Source organism: Streptomyces sp. NPDC102406 (assembly GCF_044765725.1).
Classification (GTDB): Bacteria; Actinomycetota; Actinomycetes; order Streptomycetales; family Streptomycetaceae; genus Streptomyces.
Window position 1 is genome coordinate 111,085 of the sequence record NZ_JBIWKP010000007.1, and the last position, 16,209, is coordinate 127,293.

General features: G+C 67.5%; 13 protein-coding genes, 1 pseudogene and 1 riboswitch. Of the genes and pseudogenes, 3 read left to right on the forward strand and 11 right to left on the reverse strand.

Features of this window, described 5'->3' with window-relative positions:
- Positions 1-6: 6 nt before the first annotated feature.
- The 4 genes from ACIRF8_RS26405 to rlmN all read right to left on the reverse strand — a co-directional run bounded on the left by ACIRF8_RS26405 (position 7) and on the right by rlmN (position 5,155).
- Positions 7-1,056: an ABC transporter ATP-binding protein gene (locus tag ACIRF8_RS26405; protein ID WP_404218414.1), complete on the reverse strand. Its 1,050-nt coding sequence runs from the start codon at positions 1,054-1,056 to the stop codon at positions 7-9.
- Positions 1,056-2,759, reverse strand: coding sequence for an ABC transporter permease (locus ACIRF8_RS26410; protein WP_404218416.1), 1,704 nt, complete (start codon positions 2,757-2,759; stop codon positions 1,056-1,058). Before ACIRF8_RS26410 ends, ACIRF8_RS26405 begins: the two co-directional genes overlap by 1 nt.
- Positions 2,735-3,823 carry a thiamine ABC transporter substrate binding subunit gene (locus tag ACIRF8_RS26415; RefSeq protein WP_404218418.1) on the reverse strand — a complete coding sequence of 363 codons (1,089 nt, stop codon included), beginning with the start codon at positions 3,821-3,823 and terminating at the stop codon, positions 2,735-2,737. The genes ACIRF8_RS26410 and ACIRF8_RS26415 overlap by 25 nt, the downstream gene beginning before the upstream one ends.
- A 78-nt stretch (positions 3,824-3,901) precedes the next feature.
- Positions 3,902-4,018: riboswitch (TPP riboswitch) on the reverse strand.
- 30 nt (positions 4,019-4,048) lie between these two features.
- Positions 4,049-5,155 (reverse strand): 23S rRNA (adenine(2503)-C(2))-methyltransferase RlmN, encoded by a 1,107-nt coding sequence (rlmN, locus tag ACIRF8_RS26420; RefSeq protein ID WP_404218420.1) that lies wholly within the window; start codon positions 5,153-5,155, stop codon positions 4,049-4,051.
- A gap of 310 nt (positions 5,156-5,465) precedes the next feature.
- On the opposite strand from rlmN, the gene ACIRF8_RS26425 reads away from it, so the two are divergent.
- Entirely contained in the window at positions 5,466-7,190 is a 1,725-nt protein-coding gene (locus ACIRF8_RS26425; RefSeq protein WP_404218422.1) for an ATP-dependent nuclease, read from the forward strand.
- Between the two features lie 379 nt (positions 7,191-7,569).
- Positions 7,570-8,532, forward strand: a pseudogene (locus ACIRF8_RS26430) (tyrosine-type recombinase/integrase); the annotation flags it as partial.
- A gap of 448 nt (positions 8,533-8,980) precedes the next feature.
- On the opposite strand, the gene ACIRF8_RS26435 reads toward ACIRF8_RS26430, so the two are convergent.
- The 5 genes from ACIRF8_RS26435 to rpsB form a co-directional block, all read right to left on the reverse strand.
- Entirely contained in the window at positions 8,981-10,159 is a 1,179-nt protein-coding gene (locus ACIRF8_RS26435) for a phosphatidate cytidylyltransferase (protein WP_404218425.1), read from the reverse strand.
- A gap of 32 nt (positions 10,160-10,191) precedes the next feature.
- Positions 10,192-10,749: a ribosome recycling factor gene (frr, locus tag ACIRF8_RS26440; protein WP_356493230.1), complete on the reverse strand. Its 558-nt coding sequence runs from the start codon at positions 10,747-10,749 to the stop codon at positions 10,192-10,194.
- A gap of 179 nt (positions 10,750-10,928) precedes the next feature.
- Complete coding sequence (gene pyrH / locus ACIRF8_RS26445) at positions 10,929-11,699, reverse strand: UMP kinase (RefSeq protein WP_404218427.1); 771 nt, start codon at positions 11,697-11,699, stop codon at positions 10,929-10,931.
- Between the two features lie 167 nt (positions 11,700-11,866).
- Positions 11,867-12,703, reverse strand: a complete 837-nt coding sequence (gene tsf, locus ACIRF8_RS26450; protein ID WP_404218429.1) for a translation elongation factor Ts — start codon at positions 12,701-12,703, stop codon at positions 11,867-11,869.
- A gap of 117 nt (positions 12,704-12,820) precedes the next feature.
- Positions 12,821-13,738: a 30S ribosomal protein S2 gene (gene rpsB / locus ACIRF8_RS26455; protein WP_404218431.1), complete on the reverse strand. Its 918-nt coding sequence runs from the start codon at positions 13,736-13,738 to the stop codon at positions 12,821-12,823.
- A gap of 279 nt (positions 13,739-14,017) precedes the next feature.
- Here rpsB and ACIRF8_RS26460 point away from each other — a divergent pair, with 279 nt between their 5' ends.
- Entirely contained in the window at positions 14,018-14,566 is a 549-nt protein-coding gene (locus tag ACIRF8_RS26460; RefSeq protein WP_404218433.1) for a murein hydrolase activator EnvC family protein, read from the forward strand.
- A 12-nt stretch (positions 14,567-14,578) separates the two neighbouring features.
- Here the strand turns inward: ACIRF8_RS26460 and ACIRF8_RS26465 are convergent, their stop codons facing one another.
- Positions 14,579-15,136 carry a TetR/AcrR family transcriptional regulator gene (locus ACIRF8_RS26465; protein ID WP_404218435.1) on the reverse strand — a complete coding sequence of 186 codons (558 nt, stop codon included), beginning with the start codon at positions 15,134-15,136 and terminating at the stop codon, positions 14,579-14,581.
- A gap of 126 nt (positions 15,137-15,262) precedes the next feature.
- The gene (gene whiG / locus ACIRF8_RS26470; RefSeq protein ID WP_404218437.1) at positions 15,263-16,102 is read right to left on the reverse strand and encodes an RNA polymerase sigma factor WhiG; all 840 of its coding nucleotides are present in this window, start codon (positions 16,100-16,102) and stop codon (positions 15,263-15,265) included.
- Positions 16,103-16,209 lie beyond the last annotated feature (107 nt).

Sequence of the window (16,209 nt, forward strand, 5' to 3'; positions counted from 1 at the left end):
CCGACCCTACGGAGTCGACCCCTCGCCGAGCAGCACGATTTCCGCCGCGTCGAAGGCGACACCGACCTCGGCGCCCTGTTCCGGCGCGGCGCGCAGCGCGCAGGCCGCTTCGAGCCGGGGCGCGCCGTCGGGTTGCAGGCGCAGCGCGACGTGCGTACCGCGGAAGGTGCGGGCGGTGACGGTGCAGGTCAACTGGGCGTCGGCGGCGGCGACAAGGCGTACGCCCGCGGGCCGTACGAGGATCTTGGCGGGGCCCTGCGGTGAGCCGGGCGGCACCGGCACCTTGCCCCAGGGGGTGTCGGCGGCGTCGCCCGAGACCGACACGGCCGCCTCGGTGACGTTGTCGAAGCCGAGGAAGCGTGCCACGAACTCGTCGGCGGGGTGCCGCCACACATCGAGCGGGGTGCCGGACTGGGCGATGCGGCCGTCGCGCATGACGACGACCCGGTCGGCGAGGGCGAAGGCCTCGCCTTGGTCGTGGGTGACGGCCAGGACGGTCGTGCCCAACTCGCCGAAGAGTTCGCGCAGTTCGACGACGAGCCGCTCACGCAGCGACCGGTCGAGCTGACCGAGGGGTTCGTCCAGCATCAGCAGCCGGGGGCTCGGGGCCAGCGCCCGGGCGAGCGCGACACGCTGCTGCTCGCCGCCGGACAGCGCGGTCACGGCCCGGCCTTCGGCACCGGGCAGCCCGACGAGCTTCAGCAACTCCCCGACCCTGGAAGCCTGTTCCGCGCGCCCGGCGCCGTGCATCCGCAGCCCGAAGGCGACGTTGCCACCGACGTCCCGCTGCGGGAACAACTGGTGGTCCTGGAACATGAGGCCCACGCCCCGCTTGTGCGCGGGCACGCCCCTCTGGTCGCGTCCGGCGAGCAACACCCGTCCGCTGTCCAGGTGTTGCAGTCCGGCGACTGCGCGCAGCAGCGTCGACTTGCCGCTGCCGCTGGGCCCGAGGACGCACACGATCTCGTGCTCGGCGACCTCCAGGTCCAGCGCGTCGAGCGCGGCGCGCCCCCCGAACCGTACGGTCGCGTCGTCGAGTGCGAGCATGGACGCCATCAGAACTCCCCGGTCGAGGCCCGCGCGGGCCGCATGCGTTCGAGCAGCAGCAGAGCGGCGGCACAGACGATCATGAGGACCGTCGAGAGGGCCATCGCCTGGCCGTAGTTGAGGTCACCGGCCCGGCCGAGCAGCCGCGCCACGGCGACCGGCAGGGTCGGGTTGTCGGGGCGCGCGATGAACACGGTGGCGCCGAACTCGCCGAGCGACACGGCGAACGCGAACCCCGCCGCGACCAGCAGCGCCCGCCGCACCATCGGCAGGTCGACCTCCCGCCAGGCCCGCAGCGGTGACGCCCCGAGCACGGCGGCGGCCTCCCGCAACCGCCCGTCGACGGCGCGGAGCACCGGCAGCATCGTCCGGACGACGAAGGGCACCCCGACCAGCGCCTGGGCGAGCGGCACCAGGATCCAGGAGGCCCGCAGATCCAGCGGCGGCTTGTCGAGCGTGATCAGGAAGCCGAACCCGACGGTCACCGCGGACACGCCGAGCGGCAGCATCAGCAGGGCGTCGAAGCCGCGCACCAGGCGTCCCGCCCGCCGGGTCAGCGCGGCGGCGGCGAGTCCGCCGACGACGAGGGCGATCCCGGTGGCGGCGAGCGCGTACTCCAGGGAGTTCCACACGGCGTTGATCGGCGGCACCAGGAAGGTTCCGCCGTCGGCGTCACCGAGGGCGCGGTAGTACGCGAACCCGTAGCCGCCCGGGGCGTCGAGCGAGCGCTGCACGAGCACGCCGAGCGGCAGCAGGATCAGCAGGGCGACGGTCGCCGCCACCGCACCGAGGAGCGCCCACTGGGCCGCCCCGCGCGGGCGGCGCGCGGTGTGCGCGGCGTCGACGAGCCGGAGCGCGCTCTCCCGCCGGCGCACGCTCCAGGCGTGCACGGCGAGGATGAGCCCCACGGCGGCGAACTGCACGAGCGTGAGGACGGCGGCGGTCGACAGGTCGAAGATCTGGGCGGTCTGCCGGTAGATCTCGACTTCGAGGGTCGAGTAGCCGGGCCCGCCGAGGATCTGCACCACCCCGAACGAGGTGAACGTGAACAGGAAGACCATGAGTGCCGCGGCGGCCACGGCGGGTCCGAGCGCGGGCAGTGTCACCGTGCGCCACGCCGTGAACCGGGAGGCACCGAGCATCCGCGCGGCCTCCTCCTGCCGCGGGTCGAGCTGCCCCCACAGCCCGCCCACGGTCCGTACGACGACCGCGTAGTTGAAGAAGACGTGCGCGGCCAGGATCGCCCACACCGTCGTGTCGAGCCGGACGCCCCACAGCGCGTCGAGCAGCCCGCCCCGCCCGACCAGTGCCAGGAACGCCGTCCCGACCACGACGGTCGGCAGCACGAACGGCACGGTCACGACGGCCCGCAGGATCTGCTTGCCGGGGAAGTCGAGCCGCGCGAACACATACGCGCCCGGCAACGCGATCAGCAACGTGAGCGCGGTCGAGGCGAGCGCCTGCCACCCCGTGAACCACAGGACGTGCCGGATGTCCGGCTCCCCCAGCACGTCCACGATCCGCCCGGTCTGCCAGACGCCGCCGACGAGCAGCCCCCGGCGGACGATCGCGACGACCGGGTACGCGAAGAAGACGGCGAAGAACACGACGGGCACGACCATGAGCCCGAGCCGCACCAGGCTCCCGGACCGACGGACACCGGCGGCGCGGGCCTTCGCCTCAGCCGCTACTTCCTGACGAGCGAGGTCCACGACTTGACCCAGTTGTCACGGTTGTCCGCGATCTTGCGCGGGCTCATGGTCTCGGGGTCGTCGACCTTCACGGCGTACTTCGTGTAGTCGGCGGGCGCCGTGGCGTCGTCGGTCACCGGGTCGACGAACATGTTGAGCGGCATGTCCTGCTGGAACTCCTTGGAGATCAGGAAGTCGAGCAGCGCCTTCCCGCCCTTCTCGTTCCTGGCGCCGTCGAGCAGCCCGGCGAACTCGACCTGCCGGAAACAGGTCCCGGTCGCGACACCGACCGGCGCCGTCGCGGGCTGCGGGTCGGAGTAGATCGCCTCGGCGGGCGGCGAGGACGCGTACGACACGACGAGCGGGCGCTCGCCCCCCGCCTTCTTGCCGCCGGCGCTGCCGCTGAACTCCTCGTTGTACGCCTGGTCCCAGCCGTCGACGACCTTGACCCCGTTGGCCACGAGCTTCTTCCAGTAGCCCTGCCAGGCGTCGTCGCCGTAGCGCGCGGCGGACCCCAGCAGGAACCCGAGCCCCGGCGACGAGGTGGCCGCGTTCTCGGTGACCAGCAGGTTCTTGTACCGCGGCTCGGCGAGATCGGCGAAGGAGGACGGCGGCTTCAGCTTGTGCTGCGCGAAGTACTTCTTGTCGTAGTTGACGCAGATGGCGCCCGTGTCGACGGGCGTGACGCGGTGTTTGCCGGCGTCGAGCTGGTAGGCGCCCTTGACCGCACCGAGGTTCTTCGCCTCGTACGAGGTGAAGATCCCGTTGTCGAGCGCCCGGGACAGCAGGGTGTTGTCGACGCCGAAGAAGACGTCGCCCTGCGGATTGCCCTTGGACAGGATCGCCTTGTTGACGGCCTGCCCGGCGTCACCGTCCTCCAGGACCTTCACCGTGTAGCCGGACTTCTTCTCGAAGTCCTTCAGTACGTTCTTGGAGACCGCCCACGAGTCGTGGCTGACGAGGGTGACGGTCTTGGAGCCGCCGGCGGAGTCCGTGTCGCCGGACGACCCGCACGCGGACAACGTGACGAACCCGAGCCCCACCGCCACGGCGATGGCCCCGTACGTCGTCTTGCTCGTTCGCATTCGAATTCCTCCTGGAATGACCAGGAGAAGACGCGGCCCTGCCCGGGGACCTCGAAGATCCCGGGCAGGGCGCAACAGCATGAGTGGTGACCGAACTTCCTACCCGGAATGACCCGGGCGAGGTTCAGAGGGTCTGCGGCCTGCCTTGCTCTGGTGCCGCACTCTCAGCGCTGTGGCGCTCCCCTGTCGGAATATGCAGATGTGGGTACTGGTACTGGCGTAAGGCTACCGTTCGGTGGCGGCGAGCTGACCACACGCCCCGTCGATCTCCTGCCCACGGGTGTCCCGGACGGTCACCGGTACGCCGTGCGCGGCGACGGCCTCGACGAACGCCTTCTCGTCCTCGGGCCGCGACGCCGTCCACTTCGACCCCGGAGTCGGGTTCAGCGGAATGAGATTGACGTGCACCGGCTTGCCCCGCAGCAGGCGGCCGAGCCGGTCGCCGCGCCACGCCTGGTCGTTGATGTCGCGGATGAGGGCGTACTCGATGGAGAGCCGCCGCCCCGACTTCGCGGCGTACTCCCACCCGGCGTCCAGCACTTCCCGCACCTTCCAGCGCGTGTTGACCGGTACGAGGGTGTCGCGCAGCTCGTCGTCGGGCGCGTGCAGCGAGATGGCGAGACGGCACTTGAAGCCCTCGTCGGCGAACCGGTGGATGGCGGGCACGAGCCCGACCGTCGACACGGTGATGCCACGCTGCGACAGCCCGAGCCCATCCGGCTCGGGGTCGGTGAGCGCCCGGATCGACTGCACGACCCGCTTGTAGTTGGCGAGCGGCTCGCCCATCCCCATGAACACGATGTTGCTCAGCCGGGCGGGCCCACCAGGAATCTCCCCGTCTCGCAGCGCCCGCATCCCGTCGACGATCTGGTGCACGATCTCACCGGTCGACAGGTTCCGGTCGAGCCCCGCCTGCCCCGTGGCACAGAACGGGCAGTTCATCCCGCACCCGGCCTGCGACGAGATACACATCGTCACCCGGTCCGGGTACCGCATCAGCACCGACTCGACGAGCGTCCCGTCGAACAGCCGCCACAGCGTCTTGCGGGTGGTGTCCTGGTCGGTCGACAGATGCCGCACGACCGTCATCAGCTCGGGCAGCAACGCCTCCCGCAGCTTCTCCCGCGACCCGGCGGGGATGTCGGTCCACTCCGCGGGATCGTGCGCGAACCGCGCGAAGTAGTGCTGCGAGAGCTGCTTGGCACGAAACGGCTTCTCACCGATCGCGGCAACGGCTTCCTTCCGCTCGGCAGGCGAGAGGTCAGCAAGGTGCCGCGGCGGCTTCTTGGCTCCGCGGGGGGCGACGAATGTGAGTTCTCCGGGCTTAGGCATGGCACTCCCAGTGTCGCAGATGAACGGGGGTGACCTGGGGTCGTCGCGTTGGCCGCCTGTCGCTGGCGGTCGCGGTTGGTCACTGTTGAGCGGCCCTGGACGGCCCACAGACGGCCCCGAAGTGGGGGCTTCACGACGGCCTGACCAGCAAACACCTCGTCTAACGCAGGGCGCGGGGCCTTGTGCGGCTGAGTTGGCAAAACCAGGATCATCACACGGGTGCCCGCATCTCCGCTGAATCAGAGCACATGCGAGCCCTTTCGGGAGTAAATTCTTACTACAGCCTGGTTCAACAGCCGATGGAGTCGACATGCCCAGTCTCATCTTCCCTGGCCTTGGCATTTCTGGATACAGAAGCTTCGGGACGGAGATGCAGCACAGCGGGACAATGGGGCCCGTCACTCTGTTGGCTGGTCAAAATAACGCCGGGAAATCGAACTTCCTGCGATTCCTGAAGGGAGTTCTTTTGCAGCAACAACTCGACCTCTCCGCTCTAGATCGCCCGCAGGGTATGCGCGATGTTCCTTGTCAATACTCGATTGCTACACCAGTTCCGAAACTGCTGGCGGCACTCACCAGGGAAGGGGAACGCGTAGAGGAACAGGTTCGTAAACTCCTCACGCACCCGGAACTTCGGAAAACCGAAGATGACTTGGCTTGGTTTACTTATGACGAGCATAAGCAAATTTCGTTAGACCAATTCAAGCCCATCGCGCATGATATCGGCCCAATGGTCGACATGTCTCGAACCGTCACGGGAGGATGGAACGAGGGACCGAATGCCGGCCGAAAAAACGCGCAGGCGGTGTCACAATGGCTTCTCAACAAGGCCGCATCCAAAATCCCAATTGCCAGTATTGAGTCCTTTCGACAGATCCTCCCTTCCCGGGAAGATTCTATGATCGAATCGCATGAAGGGGTCGGGCTGCTTGGGAAGCTCCAAAAATTGCAGAATCCGAGCGCGGAAGATTACCTGCGCGACTCTGCACGTTTCTCCTCCGTAAATCGCTTCCTGCAAAACGTGCTGGACGATGCGACCGCACGCCTAGAAGTGCAACACAATGCATCCAAGTTGAATGTGCATCACGCTGGTAAGGTGCTCCCTCTGGAGCACCTTGGTACTGGAATTCATCAGGTCGTGATCCTTGCTGTCGCGGCAACAGTCCTGGACGGCACGGTAGTTTGCATCGAAGAACCAGAGGTGCATCTACATCCTGTACTCCAGCGCAAATTTATCCGCTACCTGGCGAATGAGACGAGCAACCAGTACGTAATTGCTACCCATTCGGCGCATCTTCTCGATTATCGAAGAGCTTCGGTGCTGCACGTCTGGCATGACGGAGAGCACACTCGATTGACTTCAGCTTGCGCACCAGCAGAGCTTTCTGACATCTGCTCGGACTTGGGATATAGACCGTCTGATCTATTGCAGACGAACTCAGTAATTTGGGTGGAAGGCCCATCGGATCGAGTGTATCTAAAACACTGGATCGAGCAGGTCGACAGTGACCTAATCGAAGGAATCCATTATTCCATTATGTTTTACGGTGGGGGATTGCTTAAACATCTCACGTCGGAAGATTCGGAGGTTTCCGACTTTATTCGCCTACGGCGACTTAATAGGCACCTAGCTATCGTAATCGATAGCGATAAGAACCATGCAAGAGCACGTATAAATGAAACAAAGAAGCGGGTTCGAGACGAGTTCAACGGAGATCGCGTCCAAGGATTCGCCTGGATCACCGACGGGTACACCATCGAAAACTATGTTCCAGCAGCAATCTTGAAAGACGCTGTGAGCAGAGTGCACCCCAAAGCCGCGCCCCTTGCCTGGGACGGAGACAAGTGGTCGAATCCCTTGCAGCTTGTGGGGAGACGAGGCGGTGTCGCTTCACCCGACAAAACCAAAATTGCACGCCTCGTCTGCGAGAGGTGGACGACTCCCCCCTCGCCACGAGAGCACCTGGGAAAAATGGTGAGAGAATGCGTCGAATTCATCAAAAGAGCCAACGCAGGAGTCGAACAGGAATATTAGAACTGTTTCAATCTTCTGCGAGCAGATCACCAGAGGTCGGTGGAGCGGCTTTGGGCGGGAGCTGCCATGGGGCGAGTGATCATGGCCCCGTAAGCTGATGGCGCGTCGGGCAGTTTGTGGAGCTGCCCGGTAAAACACGACATTGGGGCCATGATCTTCGAGGCTCGCCCCTTGGTGGCTGCCTAAAGCCGTGGAGCCGAACGGCCCCAGCCACGACGGGTTTCCACCATCCTCAAGGGTGCTGCCTGGCAGCGTTGGCCCGTCGATCCCCTCCACCATGATGCGGCCTGATCGGTATCACAAAGCGTCTTTTCCCTCTGGTTGGCAACCCGCCTGTAGCCCCCACGTCCCCGTAGTTATGAGGCCCTCGTTCCACACTGCCAACGTGTCAAGCCAGATCGTCACCGAACAACGGCTACGCCTGCATGCCTTCCCCGTCATCGGTTCTCGCCCGCTGAACTCGTTCTGCCCTGAGCACATCCGGCAACTCACGAGCACCCTGGAGGCCAACCCCGCGGTGAGCGACGCATACGCACGCAACATCTACGGCGACGTTCGTGCTGTGCTGAGTGCGGCCGTGGGCGATAGTCTCCTGTCCCGGCACCCCTGCTCTGCGAAGTCTGTCCGTCCGCCGACGGTCGCGCGTCGACGTGTTGTGCCCTGGCTGCCCACACAGGTGAAGGCCGTTCGTTCGGCTCTCCCCGAGCGCTACCGGACCATGGTGGATACGGGTGCCGGGTGCGGGCTCCGTCAGGGTGAAATCGTCGGTCTGGCTGAGGACGCGATCGACTTCAAGGGCGGCGTCCTGCGCGTGGTCCGTCAGGTGAAGCTCATCCGCGGCAAGGCCGTGTTCGCCGCTCCCAAGTGCGGCAAGGAGCGGGACGTACCGCTACCGTCCTCGGTCGCTGAGACGCTGCGCGTCCACATGGACACCTACAAGCCGGTTGAGACCACGTTGCCGTGGCGGAAGCCGGACGGCCCGAAGGTGTCGGCCCGCCTCCTGTTCACGAATGCCGCGAGCGGGATCGTGTGGCGTAGCAACTTCAACGTCCAGGACTGGAAACCCGCCCTCGCCGTTGCTGGCCTCATTCCGGCTGCCGGACCAGACGGCAAGTACGTATCGGCACGCGAGCACGGCATGCACGCCCTGAGGCACTTCTACGCGTCCGTCCTCCTCGACGCCAGGGAGAGCATCAAGGCCGTGAGTCAGTACCTCGGTCACACCGATCCGGCGCTGACACTGCGGGTGTACGCGCATCTCATGCCGTCGAGTCAGGAGCGCACGCGCAACGCCGTCGACCGTGTATTCCAAGTCGAGCAGTCGGGTACCCGCGAGCAATGACTTCCTACTACGCGGTGTCGGTTCAACTGGCAGAACGCTGGCAAGGCCCCCCGTGGTTCAAGTGGGCCTTCCTAGGTGTGTGGGCGCTCTGTGGTGTGTTCATCCTCTTCAAGCTGCGCCAGAACGGCTGGAAGTTCCCCCGGCGACGCTGACGGGACCAACTGACGGCCCAGAGACGGCCCAGTAACCCACAACGGGCCCCTGATCCGCGCTTAACGCGCAGGTCGGGGGCCCTTCTGCTGCCCGGCTACTGCTAGTTCTCCGGGCTTAGGCATGGCTCATCCAGTGTCGCACGCGCCGCCCGTCACCCCAGAATCGTGCCGAACACCAGGTCGACCCGCGCCCCGTCCACCCATGAACCGGGCCCTACGACAACGACAACGACAGCGGGCCCCCACCCGAAGGTGAAGGCCCGTGTCGAAGCGGAAGCGGCGAAGGGGCGAGGGGGCTACGAACCCACGAACAGCACCAGCAGCAGCCAGACCACCGGCGCGGTCGGCAGCAGGGAGTCCAGGCGGTCCATGATGCCCCCGTGCCCGGGGAGCAGCGTGCCCATGTCCTTGATGCCGAGGTCCCGCTTGATCATGGACTCGCCGAGGTCGCCGAGGGTCGCGCTGGCCGCGACGCAGACGCCGAGGACCAGCCCCTGCCACCAGGTGCCGTCGTCGACCAGGAACTCCATGCACAGCACACCGGCCGCCATGGCGAACGTCACCGCGCCGACCAGGCCCTCGCGGGTCTTGCCGGGGCTGATGCGCGGCGCGAGCTTGTGCTTGCCGAAGCGCCAGCCGATCGCGTACGCCCCGGTGTCGCTGACCACGGTGAGGATCAGGAACGTCAGGACGCGCCACGCCCCGTCGTCCGCAGTGAGCATCATGGCCACGAAGGTGGCGAGGAACGGCACGTAGAACGCGGCGAAGACCCCCGCCGTGACGTCCTTCAGGTAGCCCTCGGGCGGCTCGGTCATCCGCCACACCAGGACGGCCAGCGCGGTCAGCGCCATCGCCACCCAGGCGCCCTCGGCGCCGCGGACGTAGCCGGCGACGACCATGGCCGCGCCACCGACGGCGAGCGGCACCAGCGGCGCCTTGATGCTCTTGCGCTCCTCCAGCCGCGACGTCAGCTCCCACAGGCCGACGACGACGGCGACCGCTATCACGCCGACGAAGACGGCCTTGACGATGAAGAGCGACGCGACGATCACCGCGCCGAGTCCGACACCGACCCCTATGGCCGCCCCGAGGTCCCGGCCCGCGCTCTTCTTCTGCTGCGGCTGGGGTTGCGGCCGCGACGACGCGGGAGCCGGTGCGGGCTGCGGTGCTGCGCTGGGCATGGGCTCCTGCGGCGTGTCGTCGCGGACCGGGGGGCCGCTCGGCCGAGCGGCCCCCCGGTCGACGTCCTGGTCACCGTCCCCGCCACCGGCGGGCACGTCAGGCATCTCGGGCACGATGGGCATGGGCCGAGTCTCCTCAACCGCGTGCCGTTCGTACGCGGGACCCGCCGGAGCGTGTCCCGGGTCGTACGCGGGCCCCTGGTCGTACGTGGGGCCCTGACCGTAGGCGGGCCCCTGGCCGGAAGGCCCCCAGTACCCGGGCCCGGACGGCGCTCCCCAGGAAGAGTCGTTCACGGATTCCTCGAACCTCGATGTTCCGCGCTCGCTCAGACTTCGAGCAGCTCGGCTTCCTTGTGCTTGAGCAGCTCGTCCACCTGGGTCACGTACTTGGCGGTGGTGTCGTCCAGTTCCTTCTCGCCGCGACGGCCCTCGTCCTCGCCGATGTCGCCGTCCTTGATCGCCTTGTCGATGGCGTCCTTGGCCTTGCGACGCACCGAGCGGATGGAGACCTTGCTGTCCTCCGCCTTGGTCTTGGCGACCTTGATGTAGTCGCGGCGACGCTCCTCGGTGAGCTCGGGGAACGTCACTCGAATGATGCTGCCGTCGTTGCTCGGATTGACGCCGAGGTCGGAGTCGCGGATGGCCTGCTCGATGTTGCGCAGCGCGCTCTTGTCGAACGGGGTCACCACGGCCATGCGCGGCTCGGGAACCGAGAACGAGGCGAGCTGGTTGATCGGCGTCAGCGCGCCGTAGTAGTCGGCCACGATCTTGTTGAACATCGCCGGGTGCGCACGACCGGTGCGGATCGCGGCGAAGTCCTCCTTGGCCACGACGACGGCCTTCTCCATCTTCTCCTCGGCCTCGAGGAGGGTCTCTTCGATCACCACTTGCTCCTGCGTGTCTTGAGTGAGGCCCGGCTTGCACGGGGGCGGCCGGCTGCGTCGCGTGTCTGTTTCCCGCGCGGTTTCCTGCGGTGTCCTTGCATGGTGTCCTTGCACGGTGTCCGACCGGCAGGACATTGTCCATCCCTCTGGTGCCCTGGCGGGCGTCAAGGACGAGAGGGTCAGGCGCGGGTGCTCTGGTCGCCCACGAGCGTCCCGATCTTCTCACCCTTGACGGCCCGGGCGATATTGCCCGACGCCAGCAGCTCGAAGACGAGAATGGGCAGCTTGTTGTCGCGGCACAGGGTGATAGCGGTCATGTCGGCGACCTTCAGGTCGCGGGTGATGACCTCGCTGTAGCTGAGCGCGTCGAACTTCACGGCCTCGGGGTTCGTCTTCGGGTCCGAGTCGTAGACGCCGTCCACCCCGTTCTTGCCCATGAGCAGCGCCTCGGCGTCGATCTCCAGGGCGCGCTGCGCGGCGGTGGTGTCGGTGGAGAAGTAGGGCATGCCCATACCGGCGCCGAAGATGACGACGCGGCCCTTCTCCAGGTGACGTACGGCGCGCAGCGGGATGTACGGCTCGGCGACCTGGCCCATCGTGATGGCGGTCTGTACGCGGCTGTCGATGCCTTCCTTCTCCAGGAAGTCCTGGAGGGCCAGGCAGTTCATGACGGTGCCGAGCATGCCCATGTAGTCGGAGCGGGCCCGGTCCATGCCGCGCTGCTGGAGTTCCGCGCCGCGGAAGAAGTTGCCGCCGCCGATGACGACGGCGATCTGCGCCCCGCCACGGACCACGGCAGCGATCTCCCGGGCGATGGCGTGCACCACGTCGGGGTCGACACCCAGACCCCCGCCCCCGGCGAACGCCTCGCCGGAAAGCTTCAGCAGAAAGCGGCCCGCGCCTTTGCCGTCGTCGCTCTTGTCACCGTTGTCGGCCTGGGTGGTGGTCATGGAGTTCTCGCCTCTTTTACTTGGCACACATACGAAGAAGGCCACTGCCGGTGGGGTGTTCGCATCCCATGCGCGGCAATGGCCTCCTCGTCACATCTGCGGTCGCCGGTGCGGGCCCGGCGACTGCTGTCGACCCTAGCGGGGTCTCGCGGCTGTCGCGTACGGACTCAGATGCCGACCTTGATGCGCGAGAAGCGCTTCAGGGTGACACCGGCCTCCTGGAGGACCTTCTCGACGGACTTCTTGTTGTCGAGGGCGTACGGCTGACCGAGCAGCGTCGCCTCCTTGAAGAAGCCGTTGACGCGACCCTCGACGATCTTCGGGAGCGCGGCCTCCGGCTTGCCCTCGGCGCGGGTGGTCTCCTCGGCGACGCGACGCTCGGACTCGACGACCTCGGCCGGCACGTCCTCACGGGAGAGGTACTTCGGCGCGAAGGCGGCGATGTGCTGCGCGATGCCCTTGGCGACCTCGGCGTTCTCCTTGTCGAGCTCGACGAGAACACCGATCTGCGGGGGCAGGTCGGGCATGGTGCGGTGCATGTACGCGGTCACGTAACCACCGGAGAACTGCGCGAAGCGGTCCAGGACGATCTTCTCGCCGAGGGAGGCGTTGGCCTCGTCGACGAACGTCTGGACGGTCTTGCCGGCCTCGATCTCGGAGGAGAGCAGGGCGTCGATGTCAGCCGGGCTCGTCTTGGCGACGTGCGCGGCGAGCTGGTTGGCGACCGACTGGAACTTGTCACCCTTGGCGACGAAGTCCGTCTCGCACTTCAGCTCGACGAGGACACCGGAGGTGTTGTCGTCGGCGATGAGGGAGACCACGGCGCCGTTCTCGGCGGAGCGGCCCTCGCGCTTCGCGACGCCCTTCTGACCCTTGATCCGGAGCGCCTCGACGGCCTTGTCGACGTTGCCCTCGGCCTCGTCGAGCGCCTTCTTGCAGTCCATCATGCCGGCGCCCGTGAGCTCGCGGAGCTTCTTGACGTCAGCGGCGGTGTAGTTCGCCATGATCCTGGTTTTCTCTCTACGAAGTCTGGAGACGAAGGTCACGGGCGACGGCGGGGGCCACGATCGGCCCCCGCCGTCACCTCATGAAACCGGTGTTGATGCCGGTACCCGTAGGGGTCAGGCCTGCTCGGCGTCCGCGGCCGGGGCCTCGGTGGCGGGGGCGTCGGCGGCGGGCGCCTCGGCGGCCGGAGCCTCGGCGGCGGGGGCCTCGGCAGCAGCGTCGGCGGCCGGGGCCTCAGCCGTGTCGTCAGCCTTCTTCTCGCCCTCGAGCAGGTCGCGCTCCCACTCGGCGAGCGGCTCGGCAGCGGCCTTCTCGCCCGGCTTCTGGTCGCCGGTCGCGGCGCCGGAACGGGCGATGAGGCCCTCGGCGACGGCGTCGGCGATCACGCGGGTGAGCAGGGTGACGGAGCGGATCGCGTCGTCGTTGCCCGGGATCTTGTAGTCGACCTCGTCGGGGTCGCAGTTGGTGTCGAGGATCGCGACGACCGGGATGTTGAGCTTCCGGGCCTCACCGACCGCGATGTGCTCCTTCTTGGTGTCCACGATCCAGACGGCGCTGGGCACCTTGGACATCTCGCGGATACCACCGAGGGTCTTCTCCAGCTTGGCCTTCTCGCGCGAGAGCACGAGAAGCTCCTTCTTGGTGAGACCCGACGCGGCGACGTCCTCGAAGTCGATCTGCTCGAGCTCCTTGAGGCGCTGCAGACGCTTGTAGACGGTCGAGAAGTTGGTGAGCATGCCGCCCAGCCAGCGCTGGTTCACGTAGGGCATGCCGACGCGGGTCGCCTGCTCGGCGATCGCCTCCTGCGCCTGCTTCTTCGTGCCGACGAACATGACCGTGCCGCCGTGGGCGACGGTCTCCTTGACGAACTCGTAGGCGCGGTCGATGTACGACAGCGACTGGAGCAGGTCGATGATGTAGATGCCGTTGCGCTCCGTGAAGATGAATCGCTTCATCTTCGGGTTCCAACGACGGGTCTGGTGACCGAAGTGGACGCCGCTTTCCAGCAGCTCCCGCATCGTGACGACGGCCATGGCCGTACTCCTTGTGTGTTCTCGGTTGTTTCCTGACGCCCCGCTGCGCGCCTGCCACGTACGTATCCGTACGGGACCGATAGGCGCCTGACACGAAGCCCATGAGGTCATGGGACCCGGTGTCGGGGCGTGCGAAGTCGATCCGGTGGCCCGGATCGCCACATGAAGTGTACGGGACCCGCGAGGTGGGGGGTGACGCCACTGTCCACAACCGCCCGGTAGTCCACGTTTCCCGGCCATGATCCCCCGGATCCGGTGCGGACGGGGATCGTCTGAGCCATGCGAAAAACACTCTGCGTGACGCTGCTGCTTCTCGTCTGGTCCCTTCCGCACGGCGCGGTCGCGGCCGGCTCCCGGTTCTGGCCGGTGGGCGACCACCCCGCGGTGGTACGCCCCTGGGCTCCGCCCACGACCCCCTACGGTCCGGGCCACCGCGGCGCCGATCTGGCCGCGCCCATCGGCGCCCCGGTCCGCGCGGTCGCGGCGGGCCGGGTCTCGTTCGCGGGCGAGGTGGCGGGCCGGGGTGTGGTGTCGGTCGAGCTGGCGGACACGGGAGATCCGCCCTTGCGCACGACGTACGAGCCGGTGACGGCGACGGTCGAGAAGGGCGCGCGGGTGGCGCCGGGCGAGCCGATCGGGGTTCTGCAACTGCCGACGGGCCACTGCCCGGCCTCTTCGCCGTCGTGCCTGCATTGGGGTCTCCGGAGAGGGGCCACATACCTGGACCCGCTGTCCCTGCTGGACCCTTCGCAGCGGGACCAGGGTCCCGCGAGGCTGCTGCCGGTGTGGGGGTGGCCGCGTCTGTTCCTCAGTCGGCCCGGCTCGTGACGGGGTCCGCACTCAGCCGCGAACGCCCCGCAGTGCCATCCCCACAGCCGCGTCCACGATCACGTCCGGCTCCTCCGCGGCGCCGAGCTCGATCCGCCGCACCGCCGCGTCCACCACACCCTGCAACAGCATCGCGGCGAGCCGGGGCTGCTCGTGCCCCAGTTCCGCGAGCGCCTCGACGATCATGGCGACGAGGCCGCCGTGCGCGGCCCGGATCTTCTCGCGCGCCCCCGCGTCCAGCTCACTCGCCGAGATGGCCACCACGGCGCGGTGGCGCCGGTCGCCCACCAGGGCCAACTGGACCCGCACATACGCCTCGACCTTGCCCTCGGGGGTGGCGGCCCGCGCCATCCCGTCCTCGACCTCCGCGGCCCACACCGGGAAGTCGACCTCGCACAGCTCCTCGACCACGGCCGCGCGGGACTTGAAGTACTCGTACACGGACGACCGCGCCAGCCCCGTGCGCTCAGCCAGCGCGGGGAACGTCAGCGCTTCCGTCCCCCCTTCGGACAAGAGGGAACGCGCGGCGTCCAGAAGGGCGCCGCGCTGCATCGACCGGTGCTCGGCCACAGAGGCCGCTCGAATCCTTGGCACAGCTCCACTTTACGGACGGGCCGCCCGTCAGGGGAGCCTCAACGGCCACCGGTCCGGCAGGCACCCTTCCCCACCAGCGGAAACGGCCCGGCCTTCGTCCGTTCATCGTCCGAAACTGGCCAGCTTCGCCCTGAGCTGCAACACCGACTTCGTGTGGATCTGACTGACCCGGCTCTCCGTGACCCCGAGCACGTTGCCGATCTCGGCGAGGGTGAGGCCCTCGTAGTAGTAGAGCGTCACCACGGTCTTCTCCCGCTCGGGCAAGGTGTTGATCGCCCGCGCCAGGAACCGTCGCAGCTCCCGGTCCTCGGCGACCTCCACCGGATTGTCCGCCGCGCGGTCCTCAAGGGTGTCCATGAGGCTGAGCCGGTCCCCGCCCTCGCCCCCGACGTGCAGCAACTCCTCCAGCGCCACCACGTTGGCCAGCGACAACTGGCTGAAAACGGCGTGCAGTTCCTCCAGCGCGACACCCATCTCCGCGGCGACCTCGCTCTCCGAGGGGCTGCGCCGCAGTCGGGCCTCCAGCGTCGCGTAGGCCCGCTCCACATTGCGCGCCTTCTGCCGCACGGAGCGCGGGATCCAGTCCAGGGCCCGCAGCTCGTCGATCATCGCCCCCCGGATCCGGGTGATCGCGTACGTCTCGAACTTGATCTCGCGCTCGATGTCGAACTTCTCGATCGCGTCGATCAGGCCGAAGACCCCGGAGGAGACGAAGTCGGCCTGCTCGACGTTGGGCGGCAGCCCGACGCTGACCCGGCCGGCGACATATTTCACCAGCGGCGAGTAGTGGAGGATCAACTGCTCGCGCAGCCGCTCGTCGCCGGTCGCCTTGTACGACCTCCACAGCTCCTCTAGGGAGGAGGGAGCCGGAGGCCGCACGCTGGAGCCGCGGGCGGCGGGAGGTACCGCCGCCCGGTCGGACCCGGAGGTGTGCTGTGGCATGCGCCGCCTTGTGCCGTTCTGCTGCGTACCGAGGGAGTCGGAGAGGGGGCCGGGGGGAGAGCCGGGGAGCGAACCCGGGCGAGTGGCCGAGGCTGATGTGGTCGTCG

Bases quoted from the DNA above. Each gene is read 5' to 3' on its own strand.
- ACIRF8_RS26425 (WP_404218422.1), top strand. From the start codon at position 5,466: ATGCCCAGTCTCATCTTCCCTGGCCTTGGCATTTCTGGATACAGAAGC.
- rlmN (WP_404218420.1), bottom strand. From the start codon at position 5,155: ATGCCTAAGCCCGGAGAACTCACATTCGTCGCCCCCCGCGGAGCCAAG.
- ACIRF8_RS26460 (WP_404218433.1), top strand. From the start codon at position 14,018: ATGCGAAAAACACTCTGCGTGACGCTGCTGCTTCTCGTCTGGTCCCTT.
- ACIRF8_RS26415 (WP_404218418.1), bottom strand. From the start codon at position 3,823: ATGCGAACGAGCAAGACGACGTACGGGGCCATCGCCGTGGCGGTGGGG.
- whiG (WP_404218437.1), bottom strand. From the start codon at position 16,102: ATGCCACAGCACACCTCCGGGTCCGACCGGGCGGCGGTACCTCCCGCC.
- pyrH (WP_404218427.1), bottom strand. From the start codon at position 11,699: ATGACCACCACCCAGGCCGACAACGGTGACAAGAGCGACGACGGCAAA.
- ACIRF8_RS26405 (WP_404218414.1), bottom strand. From the start codon at position 1,056: ATGGCGTCCATGCTCGCACTCGACGACGCGACCGTACGGTTCGGGGGG.
- tsf (WP_404218429.1), bottom strand. From the start codon at position 12,703: ATGGCGAACTACACCGCCGCTGACGTCAAGAAGCTCCGCGAGCTCACG.
- rpsB (WP_404218431.1), bottom strand. From the start codon at position 13,738: ATGGCCGTCGTCACGATGCGGGAGCTGCTGGAAAGCGGCGTCCACTTC.